This window comes from Citricoccus sp. GCM10030269 (assembly GCF_042665635.1).
In the GTDB taxonomy this organism is placed as follows: Bacteria; Actinomycetota; Actinomycetes; order Actinomycetales; family Micrococcaceae; genus Citricoccus.
Window position 1 is genome coordinate 1 of sequence record NZ_JBHTCV010000005.1, and the last position, 14,978, is coordinate 14,978.

Genomic DNA, 14,978 nt, shown 5'->3' on the forward strand with positions numbered 1-14,978 from the left:
AGGCCCACAGCGCCGATGGTACTGCATCCGGGAGGATGTGGGAGAGTAGGACGCCGCCGGACAATTATTGAGAGAGGGGCCCCGCGCCATAGTGCGGGGCCCCTTTTGTTTTAAGTGGTCATGCTGGAGACGGCTTTAATTAATCGGCGTCAGCTAGAATTCATGCGCTGACGAGAAGCGCCGTCGTCGCTGCGCGCTTCTGCCGTCATCACCCCATAGAGAGGATCCCGGATGTCCGAGAACGAGGAGCGCCCCCGCTCGAACGGCCGTTCACATCGGCCCCAGGGAGGCCGGCCCGATCGAAGGTCCTCGTCCCGAGGATCTGCGTCTGGAGGCGGACGGCCGTCGCGAACTGGTCGGCCCGGTTCGAGAGAAGGCTCTCGCCGTGCTGAGTCGGGCGTTCGAGGTGGCCGGGGCGACCGAGGGGATCGTGCTGCACCAGCCCGCAGCGCCAACGATCTCCGCAGTGCTAACCGTCCCGAACGTGCGAAATCCCCGGAGATCGACGACGACGTCACCGGTAAGGAACTCGACCGGGGTACCACGCGAGAGCTGGACTCCCTCGATGAGCGCAACCGCCCCTGGGTGGCCCGGCACCTGGTGATGGCCGGTCGCCTGCTGGACATCGACCCGGATCTGGCGTTCGAGCATGCCCTGGCGGCCAGCCGTCGGGGCGGTCGCCTCGGGTGCGTGCGCGAGGCCGTGGGGCTGACCGCCTATGGCGCCGGACAGTATTCCGAGGCCCTGCGGGAGTTTCGGACGTATCGGCGCATCACCGGAGACAACACGCACCTGCCGGAGATGGTGGACAGTGAGCGTGCTCTGGGGCGTCATCAGAAGGCACTGGAGCTGGCAGACGAGGTGGACCTGGGATCGCTCGAGAAGGCCATCCGCGTGGAACTCGTCATGGTGCTCTCCGGCATCTACCGCGATCTGGGTGACATCGATTCTGCTTTGACGGTTCTTCAGGTGCCCGAACTGGACCGGAACCGTGGCTTCTCCTTCAGCCCGCGGCTGTTCACGGCATATGCCGATGCTCTGCAGGAAGCGGGGCGCAGTGAAGAGGCCGCCGGCTGGCGGAAGCAGGCCGCCGTGGCCGAACGCGCCCTCGGCGTCGGTGATTTCGCCGAGCCGGAGATCGTGGACTTCGGCCTGGATGATGAGCCGGCCGAACGACGTCCCCGGGCTCGCGACGTAGTGCCCCCGGGTGCTGGCCGTGACGCTCGCCGGGCCAGGCCTGGCGACGAGGGCCGCACCGATACGGATTCGGAGAAGCGCTGATCCATGGTGGGCACTACGTTCTTCGGCGGTCATGATGCTCTTCTGTGTGACCTGGACGGAGTGGTCTACGCCGGTGCGGAAGCCATCGACGAGGCGGTGCCCAGTCTCGTAGAGCTCGGGCGGAGGGGCGTCCCCGTGGCTTATGTGACCAACAACGCCTCTCGGTCTCCGGAGGCTGTGGCCGATCACCTCAGTGGGTTCGGCCTTCCCGTCAGCGGCGAGCAGGTGTTCGGCGCGGCAGCTGCTGGGGTGGCGCTTCTCTCGGAGTCACTGGCGGAATCTCTCTCCGCCTCGGAATCCGCCGCCACACGTCCTGATTCACCGGCTTCGGTGCTCGTCGTCGGCTCCGCGTACCTTCGGGATCTGGTGACTCAGGCGGGCCACCAGGTCGTGGACACTGCAGCGGATCGACCGGATGCAGTGATCCAGGGCTTTGACCCCTCGGTCTCCTGGACCGATCTCGCCCAGGCCTCCTATGCCATCCGCGGCGGAGCCCAGTGGATCGCCACCAACGCCGACCTCACCATTCCCCGGGCTGAGGGGATCGCCCCCGGCAACGGTGCCCTGGTTGAAGCGGTCTCCCAGGCAACGGGCACCCGCCCGAGAGTTGCCGGCAAACCCGGACCGGTGCTGTTCGAGCTGGCCGTCCGCGCCTTCAACGCGGAGAGCCCGTTGGTCGTCGGAGACCGGTTGGACACCGACATCCTAGGCGGCAACCGCGCAGGCTTCGATACCGCACTGGTGCTGACCGGCGTGGACTCTGGCCAAACGGCGGCCACGGCTCCGGACGAACAACAACCGACCTGGATGATCCCGTCCCTGGCCTCTTTGCTCGCCGACCCACAGCCGGCCTGGTCGGCGTCGAACACCACCGTCGGAGCGCGGTCATGACCGAGTGGACGCCGCAGCCGACCGGTGACCCGGCCGCAGACGCCATCCTGGAGTCTCTTCAAGGGGCTGACGAGCTGAGCCCGGAGCGGGAGATCGAGGTCTACCGCACTGCCCTCGAAGCGCTCGCACGACTGTTGGACGAGCCACCACAGCAGCCTGGTCCGCCACAGCCTGGTCCGCCACAGCAGCCGGGCTCGTCGTGAGTACGGCGCCTCGGCCCTCCCCGCAGGGCCGTCTTCGTCTGGACATCGCTCTGACCCGTCATGGCTTGGCTCGCTCTCGGAGTGAAGCCGCTGATCTGATCGCCGCAGGTGAGGTCATGGTCAATGGTGTCCTGGCCACGAAGGCCTCCGCCAAATGCTCGACGGATGATCGTGTGGCGTTGACCTCCTCGCGGCCTCGCTATGTCTCCCGGGCCGGTCACAAGCTTGCCGGGGCGCTGGAGGTGTTCGCCGACGTCGAGCCCGCCGGACGGCGGTGCTTGGACGCCGGCGCCTCGACCGGTGGGTTCACGGAGGTCTTGCTCCGTGCCGGTGCGGCAGAGGTGGTGGCGGTCGACGTCGGGCACGGCCAATTGGCTGATGAACTCCGCCGGGACGCCCGGGTCGCGGTCCACGAGGGCCTCAACGTCCGGGACCTGACTCCGCAGATGATCGGGGGAGACGTGGAGCTGGTCGTCTCTGACCTGTCGTTCATCTCGCTCCGGCTGGTCTTGCAGCCTCTGGCGGCGGTCTGCCGGCCGGGTGCGGATCTGATCCTCATGGTCAAGCCGCAGTTCGAAGTGGGCCGTCCGGCGCTGCCCCGATCGGGGGTGGTCTCGGATCCCGACCAACGACGCCGGGCCGTCGCCGCGGTGGTGGACGCGGCATTCGACGCCGGCCTGGCACCGCGCGCGGTGGCTCGGTCGACGTTGCCGGGACAGGACGGCAACGTCGAGTTCTTCCTCTGGGGGTCCAGGCCCGACTCTGCTCATCACGCTCATCAGGACGGACCGGCCGATATCCACTGGCTGGACCGGCAGCAGGTGGACTGGTCATGACGTGAGTATCCTGGTGGCCATGCCCCGCAGAATCCTTGTCCTAGCCCACACCGGACGCGAGGACGCCATCCGGGCTGCGGTTCACACGTGCGCGAAGCTCCATGACGCGGGATTGATGCCCGTCCTGCTGCAGGGAGACGTGTCGGCCATTCAGGAAGCCGCTCGAGGCGGCGTCGTGCCGTCGCTGGAATCGGTGCCGGAGACGCTGGACGTGGACTGCGCCTTGGCGGACATCAGTCTCGGAGTCGTGCTCGGCGGCGACGGATCCGTACTGCGCGCCGCGGAACTCGTCCGGGAAGGTGAGGTCCCCTTACTGGCGGTCAACCTCGGGCACGTCGGCTTCCTGGCCGAGTCGGAGCGCACCGATCTCTCCCGCACCGTCCAAGCGGTGGTCGACCAGGACTACTCCGTCGAGGAACGGATGGCGATCGATGTCCAGGTCTTCTGCGGTGAGGAGCTGGTGGCCCACACCTGGGCCCTCAACGAGGCCAGCGTCGAGAAATCCAACCGGGAACGCATGCTCGAGGTGGTCACCGCCGTGGACGGGCGGCCGATCTCCACGTACGGCTGCGACGGCGTGGTGATGGCCTCGCCGACCGGTTCCACCGCCTATGCCTTCTCCGCCGGGGGCCCGGTCGTCTGGCCGGAGGTGCAGGCCATGCTGATGGTGCCGATCAGTGCTCATGCCCTCTTCGTTCGTCCCCTCGTCGTGTCGCCGGACTCGGTGCTCACCGTCGAGGTGTTGCCGCGGACCAATGAACCGGGAGTGCTGTGGTGTGACGGTCGGCGCACGGTCGAGCTTCCCCTCGGCTCGCGGGTCGAGGTGACCCGCTCGCCGCAACCGGTGCGGATCGCCCGGTTGTCTCGGACTCCGTTCAGCGAACGTCTCGTGCGGAAGTTCAATCTGCCGACCAAGGGCTGGCGCGGTCCCATCACGGACCAGGACCGGGCGGAGGCGGCCGATCGCGAGAATCGCTACGCCACCCGCCGTACCGATGCCGACCCGTCGTCATCCTCCGGGGTCGCGGTCGTCGAGCCGCACCACTTGGCTCCTCGTCCGCGTGTGGTGCCGCCCGCCACCGCCGCACTGCCCATCATGTCCGGTGAGTCCGGTGAGTCCGGTGAGTCCGGTGAGTCCGGTCAACCCGGAGAAGGAACCGACCGGACATGATCGAATACCTGTCGATCAACGGGCTGGGGGTCATCGGCGACGCCGACGTCGAGCTGGACCCGGGATTCACGGTCGTCACCGGCGAGACCGGAGCGGGCAAGACCATGGTGGTCACCGCCTTGAATCTGCTCTCCGGTGCCCGGGCGGATGCCGGCGCCGTGCGCCACGGCGCCTCCCGCGCCACGGTGGAAGCCGGGTTCCGGCTGTCACGGGACCATGCCGCCGTCGGGATCGCCGAAGAAGCCGGCGCCGTGCTGGATGAAGCCGAGCCGACCGCAGACGACCAGACACTGGTGGTCACGCGGTCGGTGGGCGCCGCAGGGTCCTCGGGGCGCTCTCGGGCCTCCGCGGGCGGCCGGGGAGTACCGGTGGCGCTGCTCGGTGAGCTCGGTGGGCAACTAGTCGCCATTCACGGCCAAACCGACCAATTGCGGCTGAAGTCACCGGCCGCGCAACGCCACGCCCTGGATTCCTTCGCCGGTCCCGAGCTCGCCACCGCGTTGGAGGCCTACCGGCAGGATTATCTGGCGTGGAAACAGGCTGCCGCCGAACTGGACGAAATCACAGCCCATGAGCAGGACCGCGCCCGGGAGGCGGAGAACCTGCAGCGATCGCTCGAAGAGATCGACGAGGCCGCCGTGGAGGCCGGAGAGGACGAAGCCGTCAAGGCCAGGATCCAACGCCTGGAGAACGTGGAGGAACTGCGCTCCGCGTCGCTGGGCGCCCATGCCCATCTGGCGGGCGCCGATGTCGCCGATGCCGTCGAGGCACCCTCGGCCATGGCCTTGCTCGAAGCCGCCCGGCAGTGCCTCGTGCAGTCGCCCGGCCATGATGAGGAGCTCGCCGAACTGAGCAAGAGACTCGACGAGGTCGGGATTGTCGTGGCCGATATCTCGGCCGACCTCGCCGGATACGCGGCCCGGCTGGATGACGACGCCTCGACCGACCTGGACGCAGCACAGTCCCGGCTCGCCGAGCTGACCCGATTGATGCGCCTCTACGGACCGGAACTGACCGATGTGCTGGCATGGGCCGAACACCACCGGCCCCGGCTCGAAGAACTCCAGGGAGACTCGGGACGGATCGAAGAGCTCAGCGCAGAGGTCGAACGGCTCCAGGAGGCGGTCCGCGCCGGCGCCTCGACACTGACCGCACTGCGTACGGCGGCGGCCGAAGACCTCTCCCGGAGCGTCAGCGAAGAACTGCGGGCACTGTCCATGCCGGACGCGACGTTCCATGCCACGGTGGTCCCCGGAGACGAGCCGGGTCCACACGGGGCCGATGATGTTCACCTGCTGCTGCAGCCTCATGCCGGAACGGATCCACGGCCGCTCGGCAAGGGCGCCTCCGGCGGTGAACTCTCACGCGTCATGCTCGCCCTCGAGGTGGTGCTGGCGGCCACGGACCCGGTCCCGACCTTTGTCTTCGACGAGGTCGACGCCGGTGTGGGCGGGGAGGCCGCCGTGCAGATCGGCCGGCGACTCGCCAGGCTGGCCCAGCACGTCCAGGTCATTGTGGTCACCCATCTGCCGCAAGTCGCCGCGTTCGCCGACCGGCACCTCAGGGTGACCAAGAACTCCAACAGCACCTCAGGCTTCACGACCTCGGACGTCGTGACGCTGGAGGGCGAGGACCGGATTGAGGAACTGGCCCGCATGCTGGCCGGACGGGCCGGATCTGGATCGGCTCGAGACCATGCCCGGGAACTGCTGGAGGCCTCGCTCGCCTGAGCGGCACCCGGCGACGTTCGACCGGGGTGCTACGATTGAACTCCGTGGTGCAAAGATCCTCTCGCTTCCTGAAAACGACCAATGCGACCCGCCAGATCTTCGTGACTGGCGGCGTGGCCTCTTCCCTCGGAAAGGGGCTGACGGCGTCCTCTCTGGGACACCTCCTTCGCGCTCGCGGCTTGTCCGTGACGATGCAGAAGCTGGATCCGTATCTGAACGTCGATCCCGGGACCATGAACCCGTTCCAGCACGGTGAGGTCTTCGTCACCGAGGACGGGGCCGAGACCGACCTGGATATCGGCCACTACGAGCGATTCCTGGACGAGAACCTCGACGGGTTGAACAACGTCACCACCGGCCAGGTGTACTCCACTGTCATCGAGAAGGAGCGCCGCGGCGACTATCTCGGAGACACGGTGCAGGTCATCCCGCACATCACGGACGAGATCAAACGCCGCATGCGCCTGCCCGCCACTTGGGGCAGCGCAGAAGACAAGAAGGAACCCCGCACCGCAGGGCGCACGGCGCCGGACGTGGTCATCACGGAGATCGGCGGCACCGTCGGGGATATCGAATCGCAGCCGTTCCTGGAGGCCGCCCGGCAGGTGCGGCAGGACATCGGCCGGGACAACGTGTTCTTCGTGCATGTCTCCCTGGTGCCGTACATCGGTCCCTCGCACGAGCTGAAGACCAAACCGACCCAGCACTCCGTGGCCACTCTGCGGTCGATCGGTATCCAGCCGGACGCCATCGTCATTCGTTCCGACCGTGAGGTTCCCGCAGAGGTGCGGGACAAGATCGGCCGGATGTGCGACGTGGACACGGATGCGGTCATCAACTGTGCGGACGCCCCGTCGATCTATGACATCCCCAAGATCATCCACGCCCAGGGCCTCGACGCCTACGTGGTCCAGGCCCTGGACCTGAAGTTCAAGGACGTCGACTGGTCCACCTGGGACAAGCTCATCGAGGTGGTGCACTACCCGAAGCATCAACTCGAGGTCGCCCTGGTCGGCAAGTACATCGACCTGCCGGACTCCTATTTGTCCGTGACGGAGGCGCTGCGAGCCGGCGGCTTCGGCAATGACGCCCGGGTATCGATCCGGTGGGTGCCCTCCGATGACTGTCAGACCGATGAGGGCGCGCGCGCGGCATTGACCGGCGTGGATGCCATCTGCGTCCCCGGGGGCTTCGGCGTCCGCGGACTCGACGGCAAGATCGGTGCCCTGAAGTACGCCCGGGAACACGGCATCCCCGCCCTCGGGCTCTGCCTGGGTCTGCAGACGATGGTGATGGAATACGCGCGGAACGTGATGGGCATGACGGACGCGTCCTCCACCGAATTCGAGCCGGATACGGATCACCCCGTCATCGCGACCATGGCGGAACAGAAGGACATCGTCGCCGGAGACGGTGACCTCGGTGGGACGATGCGCCTGGGGTCCTACCCGGCCACTCTCGTGGACGGTTCGGTCGTCGCCCGGGCCTACGGCTCCACGGAGGTCACCGAGCGCCACCGTCATCGCTACGAAGTCAACAACGAGTACCGTCAACAGCTGGAGGACGCCGGTCTGGTGATCTCCGGGACGTCTCCGAACGGCACTCTGGCCGAATTCGTCGAACTGCCCGCCGAGGTCCACCCGTATTACGTGTCCACCCAGGCACACCCGGAGTTCAAATCGCGGCCCACGAACCCGCATCCGCTGTTCGCCGGTCTCGTCGCCGCGGGCCTCGAATACCAGAGCTCCAAAGCTACGGCCTGATCGGACTGCTGTCCCGATGACTCCGTCCCCGGACGTTCCACCTCCCTATGTTCACCACGACGGCGGACCACTGGCCGACGTGGTGGCGCCCCGGGCCGTGGTGGAGACCGAGACGGCGTTCTCGGGCGCTGTCTGGGACGTCACCCGAGATGCCTTTCGAATGTCTGAGGCGGGCGGCCCCGACTCGGAGACCGGCGATCGGTCTGGAGATGACACGGACCTCCTGGTTCGGGAGTACATCCAGCATCCGGGGGCGGTGGCCGTCGTCGCGCTGGACGACGAGGACCGGATCCGGATGATCCGGCAGTACCGGCATCCGGTGCGGCAGGAGCTGTGGGAGATTCCCGCCGGACTGCTCGATGTTCCGGGCGAGTCCAGCCTTGCCGCCGCTCAACGAGAACTCGCCGAGGAAGCGGATCTGAGGGCGGCCCGTTGGGACGTCCTGGCCGAATTCTTCACCACTCCGGGCTCCTCATCCGAGGCGATCCGGGTGTACCTGGCCCGAGAGCTGACCGTGGTACCGGAGAACGACCGCCACGAACGCACGGGGGAGGAGGCCGGCATGCCGCTGGCCTCCGTACCCGTGGCCGAGGCGGTCGACGCAGTGCTCACGGGCCGGCTGCACAATCCGGCGACGGTGGTCGGGATCCTGGCCCTCCACGCGCATCGGACGAGTGGCTACACCCGACTGAGAGCCGCAGACGCGCCGTGAGCACGGCACAGTCGCCCGAGGGGGCAGGGCAGGCCGAGGGGGCAGGGCAGGCCGAGGGGCCGGCGCGGAGCCTGGCCCGGCCCACCGAGGCCTACCTCGACCACCTCGCGGTGGAGCGGGGCATGTCCGCCAACACTCTCGCCGCCTACCGCCGGGACCTCCACCGCTACTTGTGGTGGCTGCACTCCCAAGGAATCGGCGAACCGCGTGAGGTGACCCCTCGGCATGTCACCGGTTTCCTGCAGGCGCTGGGTACCGGGGCCGACGGCGGCCACCCCCTCTCGCCACGGTCCGCGGCGCGGACCATCGTGGCCGTGCGCGGCATGCACCGGTTCTGGACCCTGGAACAGCTCACCGAGACCGACCCGGCCCAGGACGTCGCCCCTCCGCGGCCGGCCCCAGAGCTGCCCAAGGCGATTCGCGTGGACCAGGTCTCGGCCTTGCTCGACGCCGTCCCCACGGACACACCCGCCGGTCTGCGCGATCGGGCCCTGCTGGAGTTCCTCTATGCCACCGGTGCCCGGATCTCCGAGGCGGTGGGTCTGGACGTCGATGATGTCATCGGTGCCGTTCAACCGGGCGGAGCCTCGGAGCAGGACGCCGGGCCCGCCGTCGTGCGTCTGTTCGGCAAGGGGTCCAAAGAGCGCATGGTGCCACTGGGCTCCTATGCTGCCGCCGCGATCGAGGCCTGGCTCGTGCGCGGCCGGCCGAGTGTGTCCACCCGCTCGAGCGCCGGCGGTCCCGCCCTGTTCCTCAACCAGCGCGGGGGCCGGCTCACGCGGCAGTCCGCCTGGACCATCCTGAAGAAGGCCGCCGAGCGGGCGGAGATCGACGCCGACATCTCACCGCACACCCTGCGTCACTCCTTCGCCACGCACTTGCTGGAGGGCGGCGCGGACGTGCGTGTGGTGCAGGAGCTGCTGGGTCACGCCTCAGTCACCACCACCCAAGTCTACACCCTGGTCACGGCGGACACCTTGCGTGAGGTCTACGCGGCTGCCCACCCCCGAGCGCGCTGAGGTTCCGCCGCCACGGAACACGGATACTCCGGAGAAGGGACACAACACATGGACATTCTGCCCGGCTTGCTCGGGATGGTCTTGGCTGTCGCCTGTCTGTGGTGGTCCTGGTTCTTCCCGGCCCACCTCGTGGGCGCCGATTGGTACGGAACCTTCATGTCGCGGGTCTTTTTGTACCTGATTCCCTCGATGGCCCTGTTGTGGCTCTTCGTGGCCGCCGACTCGTTCCTCGACGCACTTGGCACGCCGTGGCCGAATCCCGTGTTCGACACCGGAGCCGTGGTGCTGTTTCTCGTTTTGCTGCTGAGCTTCGTCGGTATTCTGGGCGTGCCGCTTCCGGCCCCGTGGGCGCCGCGATGGATGCGTGAACGGCGTGCCCGGAACAAGCGCACGCGACGCGAACTCCGGACCAAAGGAACCGCTCATGACGCTGACTGAGTGACTCTAGCCGCCCGAGCAACGCGTGATGCCGGCCGACCTCCATCACGATCTCACAACGGCACGCTCTACGGGTTTTGCCGCCGAGCGTCCTAGTGGTGCCATGGGTGAAGTCGTGCCGCCGATCGGGCGGCAGGAGAAGGGGAGACCATGATCATGCGCACCAGGGCCCACGGGTCCCATCGTCGACGACTGTCCGCTGCCGTCAGTATGGGGGCCGCAGCAACGTTGCTGTTGTCCGCTTGCGGCACCGGGGACGAACCGGCCGACACACCGAGTCCGAGCGCGAGCGCCAGTGAAAGCACTGTCAGCGAAACGGTCGAGGAGAAGGACCCGATGGCCAGCCAGTCGCCGTCGGCCACGTCCCCCTCGGCCACCTCGTCGTCGGCGAGTCCGTCCACCAGCTCGTCACCGACGGGCGGCGAGACCCAGGAGTACACCACCGAATCCGGCATCTTCACCTGGACGCTGCCCGCCGATTGGGAGGTGGAGGTCGACGAGGAGGCCTACGCCGAGGATCCCGACGGCGCCGCAGGCGGTATCCCGCGTGAGGGCGTGATCTTCCGGAACGCCGAGGGGACCGTCGAGTATCGCGCCTGGACGGGCATCGGCCCCACGGACGGAGACGGGGTCAAGCCCGACGTCGTGGAGATCGTCGAGGCGGAGGAGCTTCCGGACCTGCCCCGCGCAGAACGCGAGGGCGAGGACACCGACACCGGAACCGGGCCCGTCTGGTACCAGGCCGCTCTCCTGCGGCACAACGAGCATACGGCGGCCGGCTCCACGGAGGACGATCCGATAGAGGCCGGCGACCACGAGCTCGCCGTGAAGATCGTCAACGTGCCCGAGGGAAGCGACCCGGAGGATCCAGAGGACTACCGGGACGGCTGGCTGTACTACGTTGATCCACCCGCGGACGCATCAGAGAACGCCTGGGGCACCGCCAACTTCCTCTCCGGCAGCATCGATCAGGATGCCGCCGAGGAGATCACCGGGCTGGAGGGCGAGGAGGCCACCCGCGCCGCCGTCGACTCCGAGGAATACGCCGAGCTCAAGGCCGTGGCCCAGTCGATGACCGTCGAGGCTCCGTAGAACGACCCGGACAGGGGTCCGGGCGAGCGTCAGAGGTGGCGTTCGTCCGGACCGTTGTAGGCGGAGAGCGGGCGAATCAGGGAGTTGGCCGCGCGCTGTTCCATGATGTGCGCTGTCCAGCCGGTGATCCGGGCGGCGATGAACAACGGTGTGAACAATTCCGTGTCGAAGCCCATCAGGTGATACGTGGGGCCGGCGGGATAATCCAGGTTCGGCTTGATGGCCTTGGCCTCGTCCATGGCCTGTTCCAGCCCGTGGTAGAGACCCAGGATCTCCTGGCGGCCGAAGTGCTCGATCATGGCGTCGAGCGCCTTCTTCATCGTCGGCACCCGGGAATCTCCGTGCTTGTACACCCGGTGGCCGAAGCCCATGACCTTCTTCCGCTCGGCGAGGGCCCGTTCCATCCAGGCCTTGGCGCGGGCCTTGGCATCCTCCTCGGACTCGTCGGGCCGGATGCCGATCTCGTCGAAGGTGTGCATCACCGCTTCGTTCGCGCCGCCGTGGAGCGGCCCCTTGAGCGCGCCGATGGCGCCCGTGACGGCCGAGTGCAGGTCGGAGAGGGTCGAGGTGATGACACGGGCCGTGAAGGTGGAGGCGTTGAAGGAGTGCTCCGCGTACAACACCATGGAGATGCGGAACGCATCCACGACGGCCGCATCGGCCTCCTCGCCGAAGGTCATCCACAGAAAGTTCTGCGCATAGTCCAGGTCGTCACGGGGCGCCACCGGTTCCGTCGGCCCGCCGGCGGTCCGGCGCCGCTGCTCATACGCGACGACGGCGGGCAGCTGGGCGAACAGGGTCGTCGCCTTCTGAAGCTCCGCCGAGGGAGAGTTGTCCCCGGCCTGAGGATGCTGAGCACCGAGGAGGGAGACGGCCGTCCGCACGGAGTCCATGGGATGGCAATCCACGGGCAAAGCATCGAGGGTGGCCTTGACGTGCTGATCGAGGGCTCGGTGGGAGCGCTCCTGCTCGGTGAAATCGGCGAGCTGCGCGTCCGTGGGGATCTCTCCGTTCCACAGCAGATAGGCCACGGCCTCGAAGGGCAGCTTCGCCGCGAGTTCCTGCACGGGGTAACCGCGGTAGAGCAGCGAGTTGGTCTCGGGATTGACCTTGGAGATCGCCGTGTAGTCGGCGACCACGCCGTCCAGTCCCTTGTTGATCTCGGGCTGGTTCTGTGTATCCGTCATGTCGGGTCCTTCCGGGACGTGGTGCTGCAGGCTCGGGTGAGGGTCATCGTCCCGGGACCTGGAAATTGAACACCGAGGAGTCGAAAGCGGTGTAGCCGGCGTAATCCACCAGTTCATAGAGCCGCTCACGAGTCAGCATCTCACTCACCGAGGACTGCTGGGTACCCTCGGCACGGATGCCGGACAAGACGCGTTCCATCGCCCCAAGCGAGGAGCGCAGCAGCGTCACCGGGTAGATCACCAACGCGACTCCCGCCGAGGCCAGCTGGTCCCGGGTGAACAACTCGGACTTGCCGAATTCCGTCATGTTGGCCAGCACCGGCACCTCCACCGCCCGGCAGATCGCCTCGAACTCGGAGAGATCGCGCATGGCCTCGGGGAAGATGGCGTCTGCACCGGCGTCGACCAGCGCCTTCGCCCGGTCCACCGCCGCAGGCAGGCCCCCGGCGCCGTCCACGCCACGAATGTCGGTGCGAGCCATGATGAGGAACTGCGAGTCTCGCCGGGCGCTGGCGGCCGCGGTGATGCGCTGGGCGGCGGTGGCCGCGTCGACGACGGCCTTGTTGTCGAGGTGGCCGCAGCGTTTCGGATTCACCTGGTCCTCGATGTGGCACCCGGCCAGGCCGGCGTTCTCGAGTTCCTGAACCGTGCGGGCCACATTCATCGGTTCCCCAAAGCCGGTGTCCGCATCCACGATGGCCGGCAGGTCCGTGACGCGGGCGATCTGACCGGCACGCTGGGCCACCTCGCTCAGGGTGGTCAGCCCGATGTCCGGCAGGGCGAGTTCATTGGCGAGGACCGCCCCGGAGATGTACAACCCCTGGAACCCCTGTTCCTGCACGAGCTTCGCGGAGATCGGCGTGAAGGCGCCCGGGAACTGCACGGCGGCGCCGGGTTGCAACAGTTCTCGGAGGTCGGTTCGTTTCTCGGCGGCGGTGCGGTGGGCGTACAGCATCAGAACAGTCCTTTCGCGGCGGGAGTCTGGTCGGCGTTCAGTTCGACGCCCAGGTCGATGACCCCCGGCGCGGCAGTGATGTTGAGTTCATGCAGTTCACCCGGTCCGAGAGAGGCCGTGCGCTGGGCCGCGTCCAGGAAGCGGTCCATCTCCTCCGGTTCCACGAGCCCGTCGGCCAGGGTGCGGAACTTGGCGATGTACTGATCCCGCGCGAAGGGCCGTGCCCCCAGAGGATGGGCATCGGCCACCGCGATTTGGTCGGTGATCGTCTGCCCGTCGGCCGTGGTGATGACCACGCGCCCGCCGAAGGCCTTCTCGGCGATGTCGGGGGAGTGGTAGCGGCGGGTCCATTCGGGATCCTCTTCTGTGACGACCTTGTGCCACAGCCGCACGGTGTCCGGCCGCCGCGCACGGTCCGGAGCATAGGAATCCACGTGGTGCCAGGCGCCATCCTGTAGCGCGACCGTGAAAATGTAGGGGATCGAGTGATCAAGAGTCTCTCGGGAGGCTGTCGGATCGTACTTCTGGGGATCGTTCGCACCGGAGCCGATCACGTAGTGCGTGTGGTGGGAGGTCTGGATGACCACGGAGGTGACGGCCTCCGGGTTCGCGATCTCGGGATGCTCGTGGTGCAGCTTCCGGGCCAGGTCGATCCAGGCCTGAGCCTGATACTCGGCGGAGTGCTCCTTGGTGTACGTGTCCAGGATCGCGCGCTTGGGTTCTCCGCGTTCCGGCAGGGGCACGGAATACCGTGCTTGCGGACCGTCGAGCAGCCAGGCGATGACGCCGTCCTCACCCTCATAGATCGGCACGGGAGAGGTCTGACCCCGCATCGCTCGGTCGACCGCCTCGACGGCCATCTTCCCGGCGAAGGCCGGGGCGTGGGCCTTCCACGTGGAGATCTCGCCCTTGCGGGACTGCCGGGTGGCCGTCGTCGTATGCAGGCTCTGCCCCATGGCCTGGAAGACCGTCTCCGTGTCCAGGCCGAGCAGGGTGCCGATGCCTCCGGCAGCAGAGGGCCCCAGATGAGCCACGTGGTCGATCTTGTGCCGGTGCAGGCAGATGGCCTTGGCCAGGTCCACCTGGAGTTCGTATCCGGTGGCGATGCCCCGAATCAGATCCGCTCCGGTCGACCCGCGATGCTGGGCCACGGCCAGCACCGGAGGGATATTGTCGCCGGGGTGTGAATACTCGGCGGCCAGGAAGGTGTCGTGGAAGTCCAGTTCCCGGACGGCCACGCCATTGGCCCAAGCGGCCCATTCCACCGCCACGCGCTCGCCGATGCCCACCACACCGGCCCCGGAACCGCCCGACGACGGCCCGTGCGTCAGCGCTTGGGCGCGCGCCGCCACGATGGGCTGACGCCGCAGCGAGGCCACCGCCACCGAGGCGTTGTCGATGATCCGGTTGATGACCATCTCCTCGACCTGGGGCTCGACGGCGACCGGATCGGTGGCGACCTCGGCCATCTTCCAGGCCAGCTGTTCTTCCCGAGCGAGGTTCTCCTCGGAACGGTGAACGCGGACGTCATGGTGGATCATCAGGTTATCTCCCAGAGTGAATCGGTCTGAATGACGAGCACTACACCTTCATCCTGCACCTGAACGTCAAGGCTCGCCGCGCGGGGGTGATTATTTTTCGGGCGGACACCGATCCGGACTAGGGTGTATCCATGCCGCGGCAGCTTACGTTGTTCAGTG

General features: G+C 67.5%; 14 protein-coding genes. 11 read left to right on the plus strand and 3 right to left on the minus strand.

All coding sequences use genetic code 11. The features are described from left to right. Window positions 1-231: 231 nt before the first annotated feature. From ACFQQD_RS07200 to ACFQQD_RS07250, 11 genes are all read left to right on the plus strand, one after another. Window positions 232-1,281 carry a hypothetical protein gene (locus ACFQQD_RS07200; RefSeq protein ID WP_378087797.1) on the plus strand — a complete coding sequence of 350 codons (1,050 nt, stop codon included), beginning with the start codon at window positions 232-234 and terminating at the stop codon, window positions 1,279-1,281. 3 nt (window positions 1,282-1,284) lie between these two features. Next, the gene (locus tag ACFQQD_RS07205; protein WP_378087799.1) at window positions 1,285-2,172 is read left to right on the plus strand and encodes an HAD-IIA family hydrolase; all 888 of its coding nucleotides are present in this window, start codon (window positions 1,285-1,287) and stop codon (window positions 2,170-2,172) included. Continuing rightward, on the plus strand, window positions 2,169-2,375 hold the full coding sequence (locus ACFQQD_RS07210; protein WP_378087801.1) for a hypothetical protein: 207 nt from the start codon (window positions 2,169-2,171) through the stop codon (window positions 2,373-2,375). The genes ACFQQD_RS07205 and ACFQQD_RS07210 overlap by 4 nt, the downstream gene beginning before the upstream one ends. Continuing rightward, window positions 2,372-3,211: a TlyA family RNA methyltransferase gene (locus ACFQQD_RS07215; RefSeq protein ID WP_378087803.1), complete on the plus strand. Its 840-nt coding sequence runs from the start codon at window positions 2,372-2,374 to the stop codon at window positions 3,209-3,211. The genes ACFQQD_RS07210 and ACFQQD_RS07215 overlap by 4 nt, the downstream gene beginning before the upstream one ends. Window positions 3,212-3,230: 19 nt before the next feature. Continuing rightward, a complete protein-coding gene (locus tag ACFQQD_RS07220; protein ID WP_378087805.1) occupies window positions 3,231-4,382 on the plus strand; it encodes an NAD kinase in 1,152 nt (383 codons plus the stop codon). Beyond that, the gene (recN, locus tag ACFQQD_RS07225) at window positions 4,379-6,112 is read left to right on the plus strand and encodes a DNA repair protein RecN (protein ID WP_378087807.1); all 1,734 of its coding nucleotides are present in this window, start codon (window positions 4,379-4,381) and stop codon (window positions 6,110-6,112) included. Before ACFQQD_RS07220 ends, recN begins: the two co-directional genes overlap by 4 nt. 26 nt (window positions 6,113-6,138) lie before the next feature. After that, complete coding sequence (locus tag ACFQQD_RS07230) at window positions 6,139-7,875, plus strand: CTP synthase (protein WP_378087809.1); 1,737 nt, start codon at window positions 6,139-6,141, stop codon at window positions 7,873-7,875. Between the two features lie 16 nt (window positions 7,876-7,891). Then, window positions 7,892-8,587, plus strand: a complete 696-nt coding sequence (locus ACFQQD_RS07235) for an NUDIX domain-containing protein (protein ID WP_378087811.1) — start codon at window positions 7,892-7,894, stop codon at window positions 8,585-8,587. After that, entirely contained in the window at window positions 8,584-9,606 is a 1,023-nt protein-coding gene (xerD, locus tag ACFQQD_RS07240) for a site-specific tyrosine recombinase XerD (RefSeq protein ID WP_378087813.1), read from the plus strand. The genes ACFQQD_RS07235 and xerD overlap by 4 nt, the downstream gene beginning before the upstream one ends. A gap of 48 nt (window positions 9,607-9,654) precedes the next feature. Continuing rightward, window positions 9,655-10,044, plus strand: coding sequence for a hypothetical protein (locus tag ACFQQD_RS07245; RefSeq protein WP_378087815.1), 390 nt, complete (start codon window positions 9,655-9,657; stop codon window positions 10,042-10,044). Window positions 10,045-10,194: 150 nt separating this feature from the next. Beyond that, window positions 10,195-11,136 (plus strand): hypothetical protein, encoded by a 942-nt coding sequence (locus ACFQQD_RS07250; protein WP_378087817.1) that lies wholly within the window; start codon window positions 10,195-10,197, stop codon window positions 11,134-11,136. Between the two features lie 29 nt (window positions 11,137-11,165). Here ACFQQD_RS07250 and ACFQQD_RS07255 read toward each other — a convergent pair whose 3' ends face one another. The 3 genes from ACFQQD_RS07255 to ACFQQD_RS07265 are packed head-to-tail and all read right to left on the minus strand — an operon-like array spanning window position 11,166 to window position 14,819. Then, on the minus strand, window positions 11,166-12,323 hold the full coding sequence (locus ACFQQD_RS07255) for a bifunctional 2-methylcitrate synthase/citrate synthase (protein ID WP_378087819.1): 1,158 nt from the start codon (window positions 12,321-12,323) through the stop codon (window positions 11,166-11,168). Between the two features lie 43 nt (window positions 12,324-12,366). Beyond that, entirely contained in the window at window positions 12,367-13,278 is a 912-nt protein-coding gene (gene prpB, locus ACFQQD_RS07260) for a methylisocitrate lyase (protein ID WP_378087821.1), read from the minus strand. Next, window positions 13,278-14,819: an MmgE/PrpD family protein gene (locus ACFQQD_RS07265; protein WP_378087823.1), complete on the minus strand. Its 1,542-nt coding sequence runs from the start codon at window positions 14,817-14,819 to the stop codon at window positions 13,278-13,280. The genes prpB and ACFQQD_RS07265 overlap by 1 nt, the downstream gene beginning before the upstream one ends. Between the last annotated feature and the right edge of the window lie 159 nt (window positions 14,820-14,978).